Here is a 15,074-nt window from a genome sequence, read left to right as displayed (position 1 = left end):
CACCGTTCGGCAAGCCGCCGTAACAGGAAGTAGTGCCGCTGATTGAGACGGTGCAGCAGATCGAATGCGACCGTGCCCAAACAAGATTTCCCAGGCAGTTCCAAAAACTCTGCCGACGGGCCCCGAAGTATTGACTTGACCGGAAAATTTGCAGATGTGTCTGTGAAAATTGGCGCTACTCGCAAGATCTTTCTAGAATCCAGTAATAAAGTGGCCATGTAAGTAAACTGCACTGTAACATTAGAAATGAATTCCATGCCCAAAAAATCTGCTAAAAAGACTGTTGCGAGAAAATATTTCAAAGGCTTGCCAGCGGCCACTCGAGCAGTGATCCGGAGCAAGTTTCGGGGAGCAGTGAAGCGACTTGGGATGGGGCGCTCGGCAACCGCTACGTATTGGCAGCTAGAGAAACTGCCTAGGCCCATTTTGCCCTATCTCCGGTCCAGCAAAGCTGCCGCGGAAAGTGGCGATTGGGCGCGTGCAGATGAGATTTTGCGCGACGCCAAAGCGAAGTTCCCAGATGATGATGCCTTGTCGGAAGCCTATTGCCGTTTGGCATTGAAGACAAAGCGCTCGGGTGACGTGGTTCAACGGTGGGAATTGATTGAGAATGGCAAATGTCTTGTCAGTTCGCGACTGCAGATTTCTGTAGCAGATGTGTTTGTGCAGATAGGCAACTTAGAGAAAGCGGATGCCCTCTTGGCGGAGCAACGTATAGCTAAACCTCATAATGAGAGGTTGCTTCGCGTCGAAGGTCTTCTGGCAGAAGCTAAAAAGGATTGGTTGTCTGCTGCGGAAACATGGTTTTTACGCGGTGAAAAAGCAAGAGGCAAAGCAAGGATAAACAGCTACGTCAGAGGTGTTCGCGCGCTCATCAATGCTGGTGCTCTAGACCAGGCCGAAGAAAAAGCGCAATCTTTGGTGAGGAAGTATCCAAGACAAATGCCCTTGCTAAAGCTGCATGCGGAAGTCGCAATTGCCTCTGATGCTTGGGCTGTTGCACTTGAGCGTTGGAAAAATCTGGAGTTGCGGTACCCCGGTAAAGCCGGCTCAATGCCATCTGAGTGGGTCTTCCGAATTGGGGTGGATGACGCCCGTGAACGTACTGCCGCGATCAGTATCGATCGGCTACGTGCCACAGGCATGCTTACGCTGGCAACAACCATACAGCCAGTGGACGAAGTCGGTGCCCTCACGCTTGGACGTCACGCCAAAAAATTCTATTCCGAGAATGTCCAGGTGATGACGGCAGAAATACTATTTGCGAATAGTCGCCACTCGGCGGCGATTTGGTGGGCGCGCCGGCTTATAGACACATCAAAACGGCCAAAAGAACACTACCCTCTCCTGATCGAAGCCCTCATAAAGGCCTCGCGCCTTGAAGAGTGTGAAGACGCGTTGGCTGTTTATGAAGCGGAATACGGAAGAAACTCCCTCTGGTTGAGAGGGGTGGTTGAGATTCATTATCGGCGCGGTGATTTCTCTGCCATGCGCGATGTTATGCAGTTCGCAGTTACAAATAAGCTGCCGATACCCGCCAAGCGGACGCCTGTCATGCGTTGGCTTTATGATTTGGTTTACTATCATCCCACTCCTGCTTCATTTCTGCCAACCGAAATCCATAGTCTCGTTTTGCGAACGACCACTATGTATGATGGCAAGTTTTTGTCGGACTCGCTGGGTTTGATGTTCGATCCCAGTCGCGGTGATGCCGCTGTGGATCGGTATAAACAAATGATTGCCCAAAATGCCTCTGGTGATCTGGAGATTGACCCTGTTCAGCGCGAAGAAATATTACGGTTCTTTATTCGCCGGCGTGAATGGGAACAGGTTAAGGCACTTCTTGATCTCCCTTTGACGCTAGAACTTGATGCCACTTCCGCAAAAAAGATCTGGAACGTTGTTCGCAGCAATATAGATACCCGTCTGGGAGACGCCGACGTTGCCGGGGCCGAAGCTATTGCAGTGAAATTCTTGGACCAGCTGTCTGAGGCTCAACTCGATAGTTACGCCATGTCACTGACGCATTTTTTGCTCGCTCGGCTCCCTACATCCGAGGCTCTGACCAGTCGGCTCTTGGATGTTGCGCAGCGTGTAGGGTATGCGCAAATGGGCGCGCGTATTTCAGATTGGCAACAACGTTATGTCGGCTTTGACACAAACTCCATTGTGAACACTGCAGAACGTAAGCGTTGCTTTATCGTTGGGAATGGCCCGTCGATATCCGAAATGCCCCTGGACGCCCTGGCCGGCGAAGATATCTTTTGCGTGAACCGCGGCATGCGTGCGCTTGACATCGGCTTGCCGAATCCGAGGTATTTGGTTGTGGCAGATCCGCTGGTTTATAAAAACCATGCACGAGAAATCGATGCTGATGGTGCATCGGTTGAGAAGTACTTTTTGGCCACAAATTGTCTCTGGCGTAGGCCGCCGAGCGTACCCGTTATTCCCGTCGGATCGTCAGGTAAGAAATTGTCGCTGGTTCCCTTCCGACATGCGCCATTGCATTTGCATCGTGGTAATTCCGTTGTGGTGATGGCAGCACAAATCGCACATTTGATGGGGTACAAAGAAATCTACATCATCGGTGTTGACCTGGATTATTCTGGTGCAACGACCCATTTCTACGGTGGAGGGGGCAAGGAAACGGAGCGACTGGACCATTTCCGTCCAGGGGGTTCGGGAACTGAGTTGGTGAACCTTGCTTTTGCGAACCTACAGGATGTTATCGCTGAAGACGGTTGTCGACTTTACAACGCCGCGCCCGGAGGCAAGCTCGACATGATTGAGCGTGTGGATTTCTATGATGTTCTTGGTTTGCCAAAGCCTGACACGACCGATGAAAAAAATGCCGTTGCGTAAGCGCGGTGGCATAAAACACCCTGAAGTAATTGGACACCAAGCTTCTTTGGACGGACGAAGAACGGGCGCTTAAGAGACCCTTGTTGTTTTCTTTTGTCAGGCGCCAATGTCTATGGATCGCTTGAGAAGGAGCAAAGGCAAGCCGCGCAATAGTGGGAAGGCCAGCGACCCAGAGTTTTTGGTCTGCTACCCGACAAGGGGTCTATCAGGACAAATTCGAGCTGGACGTCTCGAGGCTAGGTAAACTCAAAGACGCCGCCAACATTGCGGCCTGTGTCAGGAATGGCTGCAGGCTGCTTGGTTCTAGTCTATGCGTTATGCTTGGACCAAAACGCTTTGAAGGCAAAGCCAGTCATGCACTTACACTCAAACTTAACCAATTAACCTGAGCTGTTCGTTGCGAAAACTTGGTTTGACGATCCCTCAATTATGGGGGTATTTGATGGTTCAAAGCGTCCGTGCTGATCAAGTGTGATTTGGCACGAGACTATATCGAAATCAAATTGAGCCGCGAGCGCAAGAAAATAATACACTACGTCAGCCTTTGTCTCGAAGAGGCGAAAAGTGAAATGGAAGTTACTGTTTTTAAAGCCTCTAAGGCTCAACCAAAGATAGTCGCCACATGTTTAACGTCGGCCCAGAAGGTACACGGCTTTACTAGAGCGGGGCGACTTTCACAGTCTAGACTTTCGACCCAATTAGGACCACGACAATGACTGAAATGTCTACCACCAGTTTTGGTGATGCCCCTCCCGATCTAGCAGCTACACGCGCACTGATGCATGGATTGATTGATTTGATAGCAGCCAACATGGAGCATATCCTGGCCAAACGCTATGATATCACTCTAAAACCTGACAACAGCCCTGTGACGGCAGCCGATGTATTCTTGGAAGATCTGATCCAAAAATACTTGGTTGACCGCATTCCTGGCGTCACATTTGCGGGCGAGGAGACTTTCAGTGCTGACACGCCATTGGCGAGCGAAGGGTATTATGCCATTCTTGACCCTATCGACGGTACAGAAAACTTCTGTTCTGGCCTCAAGGAATGGGGCGTTTCGTTTACGTTGTGGCATGGCGGAACTCACTTAGGCAGTATGCTTTTGATGCCAGAACTTGGCGAACACCTTATGACAGGTGACTCGTTGCTTCCGATCCGGTCACGGATCCGTGGGTTCTCCTCATCAATGTGCGATGAGATTTTTGAAGGCATGGGCTCAAGCCAAGAAAACCGTGTTACCGGGTGTGCAGTTTACAATCTTTATAATGTAGTGCGTGGAGCATTCGCCCGCTTTACCAACCCCAAGGGGGCATACTCTTGGGATCTTTTGCCGGGGCTTATGCTTGCCCTAGAACATAACTGTGAAATCGAAGTAGAGGGCAAATCATATCATGGGGAATTTCTTGAACCGGGTAAGAAATATCGCGTCGACATTCAGCACCGATACGATCTTCATTCTGGGTAAAGGAGCGTCGATCGACGAAATTGATCCGGAAATTTTAGTTGGGGCTTTGGTCATTGGGGTCAATGATTCAGAGCGAATTGCCCCCTGCGATATCACGGTGTTTCATGATTCATGGGTGCATCAAGCTCTGGAGGAAAGCGGCTGGCGCTCGCGCCTCTATGTAACGTCAACAGATCTGGATCCGCCCCGTGGTGAGGTGGAAAGGGTGCGGTATGTCGCCGGCTCTCAAGACGGCAGCGACATGATGATGACTCGGCTGGTTTCTGACAATCCTGACAGTGAGTTTGTCATTGAGGACGTGCTGTTTTTGTCAGCGCTGAGATTGGCGCGGATCATTGCCCAAATTCGCGGAAAGACACAAAAAGTCTATATGCTCGGCTTTGATTTTTCCGCGGACCAAGGCTACTCTGCGGCCATTGGCAAGGATTACTCATTAAACAGCACAGATGATCGTGCCTTTATCATCGCGCCGCAGGAATACTACTTTATTAATGCGCTTTACATGCTTCGTGAGAGCGAGCTGGACATACATCACGTCGGCAAACGTCGCTTTTCAAGCTTGTCTGGCTCCGAGTTGAATGCCCAGCTTATTCCAGAAAAGAAGAGTACATCCGAGCGTGCGCATCAAGGTGTCTTGATTACAGCTGAATTGACAACCAATCACTTTGGCGATCGGCAACGGTTGGAGCGCATGGTGCGTGCCGCCAAGGCTGCAGGTGCTGATTTTGTAAAAGTTCAGAAGCGCGACGTCGATACATTCTATTCCAAAGAACAGTTGGATGCCAAATATGTCTCGCCGTTTGGGGACACGTTTCGGGATTACCGCAATCAGCTAGAGCTAAGTCAGAGTGACTTTGAATTCCTAGATCAGCTATGCAAAAGCTTGGGGGTACGTTGGTTTGCGTCTGTGCTAGACCAGCCGTCGTTTGAGTTCATGATGCAGTTCAACCCAGAGCTGGTCAAATTGCCGTCAACCATCTCTGAACACACAGATTACTTAGCTTATGTGGCCAAAAACTATCGTGCTGGGATCGTTTTATCGACGGGAATGACCGATACGACTTATGAAAATTGGGTGATAGAGACCTTCACTGATTGCGAAAAGCTGTACCTCATGCAGTGCAACTCTGCTTACCCAACGCCACAGCACGATTGCAACATTGGCGTAATCCGTCACTACCGGGATCTCTCGCTGAAACACCCCCATCTGGCACCAGCCTATTCTAGCCATGATTTTGGATGGATGCCTTCTGGAATGGCGGTCGCCGCTGGGGCAGTCATGGTGGAAAAACACGTGAAGCTGGGCAACACCGAATGGGCGCACTTTGACGCCGTTGCTCTTGATCTCGCGACCTCAGAATTCCGTGAATTCGTAGCAAAAATTCGTGAAGTTGAAGTGGTTGTCGGGTCTGAAGAGAAAAAGGTGAACGAAAGCGAGCACCACAAGTATTTTCGGGGCACCGCCTGACTAAATAAAAAGTACCGCATGTCATAGAATCTATGACATGCGGTTTCTACAGATTTGTCGCGCATGCAGGGACAGGGGGCATCGATGTCCGCTGTTCCATATGTTTCACGGCGGCGCAAATCGGAGCAGCGCAATATTCCGATCCTAGAGTAGGCTGTCACCCCGTTGCACCTTGGCCAGCGCGATATCTTCCAGCAAGTGAAACTGTTCTTCCCAGTCGATATCCATCGTTACGCGTTCGGGTAATTCGTGCAAGCAAGGGTTGGTGCCGATACGGTCACCAACGGCGCGCATACGGGCAAACGGCATTAGGTAGGCGGCGTGATTGATTTCAAACAACGGTTTGATGTCCTGGCTGCGCGGCCATTTTTCAACGGTATTGTCGTAATTATAGGGCCCATTTTCATCCCAGATGAATTTGTGGAGCTTTGTCACGGTAACAAGGCTGTCATGCCCCTCTGCCTCAGCCCTGCGCCAGGCCTCAATCAGATCACTAAACACAGTTGCGGTCACGAAAGGATGGGTAACATGGGTCATCAGTTGCACTCCCTCTTCGGAAAGAGTCGCAGAGTATTTGATATATTCACTCATCGGAGTAGATGACCGGCCAAGCTCATCCGGGCGTTCTAGTGCGACAAATCGGCTGTCTACATCACGACCAAAAGCGGCAGTGTAATCAAGAATAGCGGGATCGTTGCTAGATACGATGACCTTTTCGACCTCCTTGACGCCTTTCAACTGGTTCAGTTTCAACTCCAAGAGACCGCCTGGGATATCTGCAAAAGGGCGCGTGTTTTTGTGTTTTACACGCTCACTTCCAGCGCGGGCGGGGATAACGGCGATGATGGGGTCCATGGGAGCTTTCTTGGTTTGAGTTGCGTGCAAGCTTTTTGGAGATTTCTTGCTTTTGAGATCGTTTCATAGACTATCAGACATCCTTTGATTTTAAAGCCTTAGAAGGTTTCGATTACGCCTGAATCGCCTAAATATATTACGTCGGTTTGAGTTGAACACGATAGAGCGCCTTGGGCGCCCCACGACAAAGAACTGCCCTTTTCACAACAATGCGTTGACGCAGCGCGGTTCCCTGTTGAATTGTTTGGCCCTGAAGTGTCCCACCTTTGCGGATAGTCTCTATTGTTTAGCTAAAGTGCGTCGGGTTTAGAGCCGGGATTCATAACCAGAACATGACCGATGGTGCTCAAGCGCCGGCTGAAGGGAGGACTTTTGAGCGCCTGTGGCAGCGTTTCGTGTCATGCAACCAACCCTTGGGGTGGGTAAAGAAGCGCTCGATTTCTTGGCGTTTATTGTGCCGGGCCACGTCATAAAGGCTTAGTGCCGTGAGGTCTTCGCAAATAGGGGTGCTGGACGCAATGCCTCTGTCTTCAAGCGCTTCACATGGCTAGCCCGTGTCATACACTCGATCCGCCAGCATGTATTTTGCGTCTGGCAGATCGCGCGGCCGTGTATGGGAACGGACATTGCCCCCTACATCACTGAAGGACTTCTGGATGTCCAATAAATATAGGACATCGTGGCGACTGCAGCCAAGATCAAGAAACACAGCTCTGCACAAATACTCAAACTCTGTGTGATTGGAAGCGGAGAATGAGTTGTTCAGGCGAGTGGTTTGGGCGCTGACACAGGGCGATCGAATCTTCAGCAAATATCTGAGCTCCGCTCTTCATCGCTATTGAAACGTACCGGTGCGAGTTGTTTTGACAAAACAGGCAAAGCGCCATCTTGAAGGCTGGCTTGCAAATCGGTCGAAGTCCGGCGTATCCGTGTTTCTTACGGGACACGCGGGAGACATCAGATGCAGGCAGAGCATAAAGCCGTTGCGCGGCAATCGCTGCTGTTTAGCAGCATGCCCGAAGAAGACGCAGAGATGCTGCTGTCGACGGCGCATGTCTCAGAATACGAACGCGGACAGACCATTTTTCTGCAAGGCGAGACGGCCACCGCCATTTTTATCGTGATATCCGGGTGGGCCAAACTCTACCGGATCGCACCTAGTGGCACCGAAGCTGTGGTTGGGGTGTTCACTCAAGGTCGCAGCTTTGGCGAGGCCGTTGCCTTTCAGGGGGATGTGTATCCGGTGTCTGCTGAAGCGGTGACCTCATTAAAGCTGATGCGCATCGAAACCGACGCTTACTTGCGCCGTATCCGAGAAACGCCTGAGGCTGCACTTTCATTGTTGTCTTCCACCTTTCGCCATCTGCACAGTCTGGTGGCGCAAATTGAAGCGCTCAAAGCGCGAACCAGTGCGCAGCGTGTGGCGGAATTTCTTTGTGAATTAAGCAATGCTGAGGAAGGGGCCTGCGAGGTCGTTCTGCCTTATGACAAGATCCTGATTGCGGGGCGTTTGGGCATGAAACCGGAAAGCCTCAGCCGGGCCTTCGCCAAGTTGAAGGCCGAGGGGGTCCAAATAAAGCAGAACCGCGCCAATATTGATGACATCGAACACTTGCGCACGTACAGCGAAGAAGACCCCGCGCAGGCTTGGGCGCGCTAACCGACAATCGAAATTGCCAATACGCTCTGGATTGCAGGGTGTGCTCCCGTTTAGAGTGCAGGGGATTTCTATCAGGAAAGGCGCATCATGCCCCGTTTTGTTCTCTCCGCCGCGGCCCATTTGATTGCCAATGCGATTGGTCTGATCCTCGCGAACGTTTTGCTACCCGGCTTCTCCATCGGCTTTCTCGGCGTTGTGATTGTCACGCTGGTGTTCACTGTGGTCTCGGTCGTTCTCCTACCAATCATCCGCAAAGTGTCTGAGAAAAAACTACCGGAACTGCTGGGTGGCTTGTCGTTGGTCGTCACTTTTGCCGGCCTGCTGATCACCGAAATGCTGGTCAGTGACTTTACCATCGGCGGCATTGCCAACCTCTTGGCGGCCACTTTGATTGTATGGCTGGGCGCGCTGATCGCTGGGGTGCTTTTGCCCAAGTATCTCTTCCCGTCGCTCGCCAAACCCAAAGCGCATACGTAAAGTTTGCCTAAAACTTTTCACATTTGAGCGCCAATTGCGCCCCGATCAACGGTCAGTTTCCATTCTGTAAACAATCAGAAAGGAACTGACACATGGCACATGCAGACATCGGCGGCGCAATGATCGACGCGCCTGTACTGGACATCCTGACACGCGAGAAACACAACTCGCTGAGCACACGGGAATGGAAATTCCGTCTGGCAGGCTACGGCTATGCGATCAAAGACGTGGCAGGCGCACAGGTTGTGACCAAACTGCCCCAAGGGACCGAAATTGGCGTGCTGCCGGCACATTTCCACTAAGTGGACTTGGTACCTGTAACGATCACTTGAGTAACTCAAGGCAGCGCCCCGGCTTTGGCCGGGACGCCTTGCAACAAAAAGGCTCTAACGGCCGGGAATCTGATCCCGACGGGAATAATCCTGCCAGTTATTGAGCACCTCAACCGCCTCTTCTGCGGTCTCTACAAACTGGAACAGATCGAGGTCTTCTGCGGAAATTGTGCCCGCATCCGACAGCGCCTCCCAGTTGATGATCTTCTGCCAGAAATCTTTGCCAAACAGCAGGAACGGCACCCGCTGCATACGACCGGTCTGAATCAGCGTCAGCGATTCAAACAGCTCGTCCAAGGTGCCAAATCCCCCCGGGAACACACAAATCGCATTGGCGCGCATCAGGAAGTGCATCTTGCGGATCGCAAAGTAGTGGAAGTTGAAGCACAGCTCCGGCGTCACATATTCATTGGGCGCTTGCTCATGCGGCAACACAATGTTGAGGCCAATCGAGCGTCCGCCCGCATCCAATGCTCCCCGGTTGCCTGCTTCCATCACACCCGGGCCACCGCCGGTGACAATCACGTTTTTCTTGCCATCGCTGGCCTCGGTCACCAGCTTCGCGAATTTGCGGGTTTCATCATAAAACCGCGACAGTTCCGCAAGCGTTGCAGTGCGGGCGCTGTCTTTCTTGGAGGGTTCCGGGATACGCGCGCCACCAAACAGCACCACTGTGCTTTCTATCTCATGCTCGTCTAGCGCCAGTTCCGGCTTGAGCAACTCCAGCTGCAAACGCACCGGGCGCAGCTCAGGACGGCACAGGAAATCTTCATCCGCAAAGGCCAGCCGGTACGACGGCGCACGGGTTTGCGGCGTGTCCGGTACCTGGGAGGCGGACTGACGGTCAGAATGGGCATCTGACAGCGGGTGGCGGCGATCATCTTTCATCGTTACTCGTCCTTGCTTGCGCGTTTTTCTTTTGCCTATAGGGTTCGCGGAAACAAAACCAGTGACAGGGATGTGAAAATGGACTGGAGCGCGGAAATCGCAGCAGCGGCAGAGCGGATCAAAGGGCATGTGCTGCGCACCCCGGTGGTGACCGTGGAGAACGGCTTTGGTCTGGATTTCCCGGTGCAGATGAAGTTGGAGCAGATGCAACACACCGGCACCTTCAAGGCGCGCGGCGCGTTCAACACGCTGTTGTCCTCTGATGTTCCTGCGGCCGGTCTGGTTGCCGCCTCTGGAGGCAACCACGGTGCGGCTGTGGCCTATGCCGCTCATAAACTCGGTCATAAAGCCCGCATCTATGTGCCGGAAATGGCTGGCCCTGCCAAAGTTGCGTTGATCCGCGACGCTGGTGCCGACCTAGCAGTGGTGCCGGGGGCGTATTCTGACGCGCTGGATCAGGCGCTGGCTTATGAAGCGGAAACCGGCGCGATGCAGATCCACGCCTATGACGCGCTCGGTACTGTGGGCGGCCAAGGCACCGTGGCGCTGGAATGGGAAGAGCAGGGGCTAGATGCCGACACAGTGATTATTGCTGTTGGTGGCGGCGGGTTGATTGGCGGATCGATGGCTTGGTTTGATGGCCGTCGCCGGGTGATCGCGGTGGAGCCGGAAACATCCTGCGCCCTAAACGCTGCCTTGAAAGCTGGCGAGCCTGTAGACGTGGAAGTGTCTGGCGTGGCTGCCAACGCGCTGGGCGCCAAACGCATTGGCCAGATTTGCTTTGACCTCGCAGTCTCCACCGGCGCGGAGTCAGTATTGGTCACGGACGAAGCCATCAGCCAAGCGCAACAGGCCTTGTGGCGGGAACGCCGCCAGCTTGTGGAGCCTGCTGGGGCCACCGCTTTGGCCGCTTTGACATCCGGCGCCTATGTGCCCGAACCGGGCGAAAAAGTCGCCGTTTTGGTCTGTGGCGCCAATATTGCGCCGGACCCGTTTGAACAAGCGACACAATGAGCGCGTGACGCCCGCGCTCTATCCCGTTAGAACACCCCAAATTCCAAGACATCCGGAGCCTTAAACATGTCGAATGCCCAACTGGAACAAGCCACCGAAGCCGCGTGGGACGCGCGCGACACCATCACGTCGGCCACTACCGGCGAAACTCGCGACGCGATTGAGTCCACGCTGCACGCGCTGGACAGCGGCAGCCTGCGTGTGGCCGAGAAACTGGAAAGTGGCGACTGGCATGTAAACCAGTGGGCCAAAAAAGCCGTGCTGCTTGGTTTCCGCATCAAGGACATGGAAATTCAGGACGGAGGCCCGCAGGGGTCCGGCTGGTGGGATAAGGTTGACAGCAAGTTCAAAGGCTGGGGCGAGAAGCAGTGGCAGGACGCCGGTTTCCGCGCCGTGCCAAACTGCGTTGTTCGCAAATCCGCTTATGTGGCCCCTGGTGTGGTGCTGATGCCGTCGTTTGTGAACCTCGGCGCCTATGTGGACGAAGGCACCATGGTCGACACATGGGCCACCGTCGGCTCCTGCGCGCAGATCGGCAAGAACGTGCACCTCTCCGGCGGCGTTGGCATCGGTGGCGTGCTGGAGCCAATGCAGGCGGGTCCAACCATTATTGAAGACAACTGCTTCATCGGCGCGCGTTCGGAAGTGGTTGAAGGCTGTATCGTCCGCGAAGGCTCTGTGCTGGGCATGGGCGTGTTCATTGGCCAGTCCACCAAGATTGTAGACCGTGAAACCGGCGAAGTGATGTACGGCGAAGTGCCGCCTTACTCGGTGGTTGTCGCAGGCTCCATGCCCTCCAAGAACGGCGTGAACCTCTACTGCGCGGTGATCGTGAAGCGCGTGGACGAGAAGACCCGCTCCAAGACCGGCATCAACGAGCTGCTGCGCGACTAAGACCTCGCGAGGTTACAAAGACAAAGGCCAGTCCCGTTGGGACTGGCCTTTTTGTTTGCCTTACCGCCGGAAGGTTGCCCCAAACCAATGCTCAAGCAGCGCATCATAGGTGCCATCCTCGCGCAGTTTGAGCAAAGATTGGTCAATCTCTTCGCGCCACGGGCTGCCTGTTGGGAGCGCGATGCCGTAGTTCTCAGGGCGGTACACCCGTTCAATCAAACGCGATTCATTGCGGCCATCGTTGGTGGCAAAATAGGCAAGGATCGGCCCATCAAACACAACGGAGTCGATGTCCCCATCCTGAAACGCCGCCAGCACCTCATGGGGCGTGTCAAAGTCGCGGAAGCGGATGTCGCGCGCGGTCAGGAACTGAGCAGAGGTGGAGCCGCGCACAGAGCCCACTTTACGCCCATCCAGATCGTTGATGCTGTCGACAGAATCTTGCAACGCCTCAACCGTCACCGCCGCTGTGATGGTCGCGACAAAGACCGACACCACAAACAGGCTGGCCACCACCAGGATCACCGCAAAGAACCGGCCCGGGCGGGACAAAGGCATGCGCTCTTCAAAGCCGCCGTTCACCACCAGATTGAGCGCCCACCAGAAAGACGGGAACAATGCATCTTTGGCGGGACGGTCAAAATACGGCTGATGCCGGCGTTCAAAAAGCCACATCAACATACCGCCGCCAAATAGCATTCCCAAGGCCACCATAATGGCGGTGAGAATTTCTCGGGTCAGCAACCCCCCAATTCGCGCCAGACTGCCGGGCTCGGATGGCAGCAAGATCTGAATGCCGCTCTCAAAAATCGGCTGGCTGAAATCCATCACCGTTTCACGCGAGGCGGTGATCGAGATGTTGGCAATGGCGCCATCCACCGTGGCAGCTTCCACTGCGCTTAACATGTCGGGGAAGCTGTCCTGCGGGGCAAAGGTGATCTCTTTGCCCAGGTCTTCACCAATGGCCCGCATCAGGTCCACGCTGAAGCCGCGCGGTGTGTTGTCATCTAGGAAGACAAACGGAGGCCGGTCCACGGTGGCAAAGGTCAACGTTTCCGCCGTCTGCGCAGAGGCGGCGAACACCCATGACAGGTGAGAGGCGATGGAGATGAGGACTGCGGGGAGGAAGCGCATAGTAAGTACCGGAGTTGCTTGGCTCCCCCTATCGCGCACCGCTTGAGCCGGTCAACCACGCTCCGACGTTTACCTAGGGTTATTTGGCTCTAATTAGGACTTTTTGACCTTTAGGCTGCAGCCATAAGAGCCTCGGCCTCATATTTGCGCAGCGACACGCGGGCAGACGGTCCAAACCCATAGCCCATCAACGCGTCAGAATTGGGCATGAGTCGCAGGATTTCATCGCGGGTTTCGGCATCAAAACTGTCGAGCGTTTCCTGACCGGGGTGGTAGCTTTCGCTGTCCAACCCATTGGCCCGCACAATCTCGTGGCGGTCAAACAGAATATGCACATAGGTCACCGGGCCATGATCTTCACGCACTGTGATGGTGTCGCCATTCACAAGGTCTTTGGCTTTCACCAGCACCTCGGATTCACCAAACAGCATTGCCGCTTGGGACGATTTGATCAGGATGCGGTGATTGGGCGAAAATTCCACCGCCTCGTGGTTGCCCAAAGCATCTTTGGCGAGCCGGATCGGGGCATCAGACCCTGTCGCCTGACGGGTGGTGGTGCCGATCCACAAGAGCGGCTGGAAGCCATTGTCGCGGGTCAGAACCATATCCCCTGGCATCAACGCTTCGACCTTTTTCAGGCCGCTTTGGGTGACAATCTCAGTCCCGGCCACAAAACACGGTGCCGTGGTGGTAGTGACCTTCACAAAACCGGTGTCGGTGTTGCCGTCGGAATCCTCAACCTCATAGGTGAAGGCCTCGCTGCCCAAATCGCCATCGGTCTGGATCGACAGCGTGCCGTCCGGGTTGAGCGTGACCACTTCTCCGGTGTTCAGCGTCACCGAATCGCCCGCGCTGACCTCCTGACCGTTGATCTTGGTGATGGTCATGGTGGCGCCATCCGGCGCGGCGTCATTGGCCAGCACGTCCACGGTTTTGGTGGCGTTGGCGCCGATCTCGTATTCGTCGTCCTGCGCCACCAATGCACATTGGATGGAGTCGCCAGCGATCAGCAGATTGGAGTCGTATTTGTCGTCTCCGGCGTCTGCGATGCCGATCTTGATGGTGTTGACCTCGCCCGGATTGACCGGCGCTTTCACGGTGAGCGTGATCGTCAACCCGTCCATCTCACTGTTCACGGTCTCGCCGTCCGCTGGGTTGTCGATATAGAGGTTCGCGTTGTCTTCGTCATTGATGTTGTCGACAGTGACGTCGCCATCGCCAATGGACAGGGTGGCCTTCTCGCCGTTCACCCAAATGCCAACCGCGTCGTTGTAGCCGCTGTCGACATATTCCAGATATTCTTCTGAGGAGAATACGATCTGCATGGTCAGAGTGTCACCATCCGGAATGAAACTGGCCTCAAACACTGCCGCGTCATAGGTGTCCCCGCCGGCAATTTCAGACAGATCGTCGTCGCCGTCCCGGTCCATTTGTCCGGTTGTGTTGGCGTCGGCATTGACGTCCCCGTCGGCGTTTGTGAAATCACTGGTGTAGCCGGTTGAGAGGATCACGCCGCTATCTGAAGGGGTGGCATCCGGGGCGACGGAATCACCATCCGAGTAAATCCCGCTGGACATGGCGTGCCCTGTATAGCTGGCGCCCAACACCTGAACACCGGAGCCAAACATGGCGTCCGCCATTTGCGTCGCACTGGCGCTGTTATCAATCGGCAGTTCTGATGCGGTTGGCATGGTGGTCCCCTATGTGCATTCCCAAACTATAACTGTGGCGTCTCTGCCCGATTTCTTTTGGGAACGTGGTCGAAAGCTTTGGAATGCCGGACAGATTTCTGGCCTTGGCGTCAGCTCCGGCTCAGCAATTGCCGATAGGAGATTCGAAAGTCACCATTAGAAAGAGGGCACGTTCTGCGCGCTAACAGTTTGGAATCCTACCCTTTCCAAAAGGTAACTGATCGCCCCCAAGACTCTGAAAAATAGAAGTAAATTTTGCACAATGTTGCGTGATTGCTTGAACCAACTGCGGCGGGCGGTTGACCCCTTGCTATGAGCCACGCTAAGGCCC

12 protein-coding genes are annotated in these 15,074 nt (G+C 54.1%); 8 read left to right on the top strand and 4 right to left on the bottom strand.

Annotation, left to right across the window (positions count from 1 at the left end; genetic code table 11):
• The first annotated feature begins 246 nt into the window (after window positions 1-246).
• The 3 genes from SIB38_RS02685 to SIB38_RS02675 all read left to right on the top strand — a co-directional run bounded on the left by SIB38_RS02685 (window position 247) and on the right by SIB38_RS02675 (window position 5,798).
• On the top strand, window positions 247-2,862 hold the full coding sequence (locus tag SIB38_RS02685; protein ID WP_412551290.1) for a hypothetical protein: 2,616 nt from the start codon (window positions 247-249) through the stop codon (window positions 2,860-2,862).
• A gap of 712 nt (window positions 2,863-3,574) precedes the next feature.
• On the top strand, window positions 3,575-4,330 hold the full coding sequence (locus SIB38_RS02680) for an inositol monophosphatase family protein (RefSeq protein WP_294115444.1): 756 nt from the start codon (window positions 3,575-3,577) through the stop codon (window positions 4,328-4,330).
• Entirely contained in the window at window positions 4,257-5,798 is a 1,542-nt protein-coding gene (locus SIB38_RS02675) for an N-acetylneuraminate synthase family protein (RefSeq protein ID WP_412551289.1), read from the top strand. The genes SIB38_RS02680 and SIB38_RS02675 overlap by 74 nt, the downstream gene beginning before the upstream one ends.
• Window positions 5,799-5,942: 144 nt before the next feature.
• Here SIB38_RS02675 and SIB38_RS02670 read toward each other — a convergent pair whose 3' ends face one another.
• Window positions 5,943-6,653, bottom strand: a complete 711-nt coding sequence (locus SIB38_RS02670) for a cytidylyltransferase domain-containing protein (RefSeq protein WP_412551288.1) — start codon at window positions 6,651-6,653, stop codon at window positions 5,943-5,945.
• 961 nt (window positions 6,654-7,614) lie between these two features.
• Between SIB38_RS02670 and SIB38_RS02665 the strand changes: the two genes are divergently transcribed.
• From SIB38_RS02665 to SIB38_RS02655, 3 genes are all read left to right on the top strand, one after another.
• Window positions 7,615-8,313: a Crp/Fnr family transcriptional regulator gene (locus SIB38_RS02665; RefSeq protein ID WP_412551287.1), complete on the top strand. Its 699-nt coding sequence runs from the start codon at window positions 7,615-7,617 to the stop codon at window positions 8,311-8,313.
• Window positions 8,314-8,400: 87 nt separating this feature from the next.
• Window positions 8,401-8,790: a phage holin family protein gene (locus SIB38_RS02660; RefSeq protein ID WP_412551286.1), complete on the top strand. Its 390-nt coding sequence runs from the start codon at window positions 8,401-8,403 to the stop codon at window positions 8,788-8,790.
• Window positions 8,791-8,882: 92 nt separating this feature from the next.
• Window positions 8,883-9,092, top strand: a complete 210-nt coding sequence (locus SIB38_RS02655; RefSeq protein WP_294115457.1) for a hypothetical protein — start codon at window positions 8,883-8,885, stop codon at window positions 9,090-9,092.
• An 84-nt stretch (window positions 9,093-9,176) separates the two neighbouring features.
• Here SIB38_RS02655 and SIB38_RS02650 read toward each other — a convergent pair whose 3' ends face one another.
• Window positions 9,177-10,010, bottom strand: coding sequence for a TIGR00730 family Rossman fold protein (locus tag SIB38_RS02650; protein WP_412551285.1), 834 nt, complete (start codon window positions 10,008-10,010; stop codon window positions 9,177-9,179).
• A gap of 78 nt (window positions 10,011-10,088) precedes the next feature.
• Between SIB38_RS02650 and SIB38_RS02645 the strand changes: the two genes are divergently transcribed.
• Together SIB38_RS02645 and dapD are read left to right on the top strand one after the other, a co-directional pair.
• Window positions 10,089-11,024, top strand: a complete 936-nt coding sequence (locus tag SIB38_RS02645; RefSeq protein ID WP_412551284.1) for a threonine/serine dehydratase — start codon at window positions 10,089-10,091, stop codon at window positions 11,022-11,024.
• Window positions 11,025-11,090: 66 nt separating this feature from the next.
• Window positions 11,091-11,918 carry a 2,3,4,5-tetrahydropyridine-2,6-dicarboxylate N-succinyltransferase gene (gene dapD / locus SIB38_RS02640; RefSeq protein WP_412551283.1) on the top strand — a complete coding sequence of 276 codons (828 nt, stop codon included), beginning with the start codon at window positions 11,091-11,093 and terminating at the stop codon, window positions 11,916-11,918.
• Between the two features lie 60 nt (window positions 11,919-11,978).
• On the opposite strand, the gene SIB38_RS02635 is transcribed toward dapD, so the two are convergent.
• Window positions 11,979-13,052: a transporter substrate-binding domain-containing protein gene (locus SIB38_RS02635; protein ID WP_412551282.1), complete on the bottom strand. Its 1,074-nt coding sequence runs from the start codon at window positions 13,050-13,052 to the stop codon at window positions 11,979-11,981.
• A gap of 110 nt (window positions 13,053-13,162) precedes the next feature.
• Window positions 13,163-14,743 (bottom strand): choice-of-anchor L domain-containing protein, encoded by a 1,581-nt coding sequence (locus SIB38_RS02630; protein WP_412551281.1) that lies wholly within the window; start codon window positions 14,741-14,743, stop codon window positions 13,163-13,165.
• Window positions 14,744-15,074 lie beyond the last annotated feature (331 nt).

The organism is Shimia sp. MIT910701 (genome assembly GCF_047126315.1).
Classification (GTDB): domain Bacteria; phylum Pseudomonadota; class Alphaproteobacteria; order Rhodobacterales; family Rhodobacteraceae; genus Shimia.
The sequence above is the reverse complement of the archived record's forward strand: the minus strand, read 5'-3'. Positions and strand labels throughout refer to the sequence as shown.

Bases quoted from the DNA above. Each gene is read 5' to 3' on its own strand.
- SIB38_RS02670 (WP_412551288.1), bottom strand. From the start codon at position 6,653: ATGGACCCCATCATCGCCGTTATCCCCGCCCGCGCTGGAAGTGAGCGT.
- SIB38_RS02675 (WP_412551289.1), top strand. From the start codon at position 4,257: ATGGGGAATTTCTTGAACCGGGTAAGAAATATCGCGTCGACATTCAGC.
- SIB38_RS02630 (WP_412551281.1), bottom strand. From the start codon at position 14,743: ATGCCAACCGCATCAGAACTGCCGATTGATAACAGCGCCAGTGCGACG.
- SIB38_RS02665 (WP_412551287.1), top strand. From the start codon at position 7,615: ATGCAGGCAGAGCATAAAGCCGTTGCGCGGCAATCGCTGCTGTTTAGC.
- SIB38_RS02685 (WP_412551290.1), top strand. From the start codon at position 247: ATGAATTCCATGCCCAAAAAATCTGCTAAAAAGACTGTTGCGAGAAAA.
- dapD (WP_412551283.1), top strand. From the start codon at position 11,091: ATGTCGAATGCCCAACTGGAACAAGCCACCGAAGCCGCGTGGGACGCG.
- SIB38_RS02655 (WP_294115457.1), top strand. From the start codon at position 8,883: ATGGCACATGCAGACATCGGCGGCGCAATGATCGACGCGCCTGTACTG.
- SIB38_RS02645 (WP_412551284.1), top strand. From the start codon at position 10,089: ATGGACTGGAGCGCGGAAATCGCAGCAGCGGCAGAGCGGATCAAAGGG.
- SIB38_RS02660 (WP_412551286.1), top strand. From the start codon at position 8,401: ATGCCCCGTTTTGTTCTCTCCGCCGCGGCCCATTTGATTGCCAATGCG.
- SIB38_RS02635 (WP_412551282.1), bottom strand. From the start codon at position 13,052: ATGCGCTTCCTCCCCGCAGTCCTCATCTCCATCGCCTCTCACCTGTCA.
- SIB38_RS02650 (WP_412551285.1), bottom strand. From the start codon at position 10,010: ATGAAAGATGATCGCCGCCACCCGCTGTCAGATGCCCATTCTGACCGT.
- SIB38_RS02680 (WP_294115444.1), top strand. From the start codon at position 3,575: ATGACTGAAATGTCTACCACCAGTTTTGGTGATGCCCCTCCCGATCTA.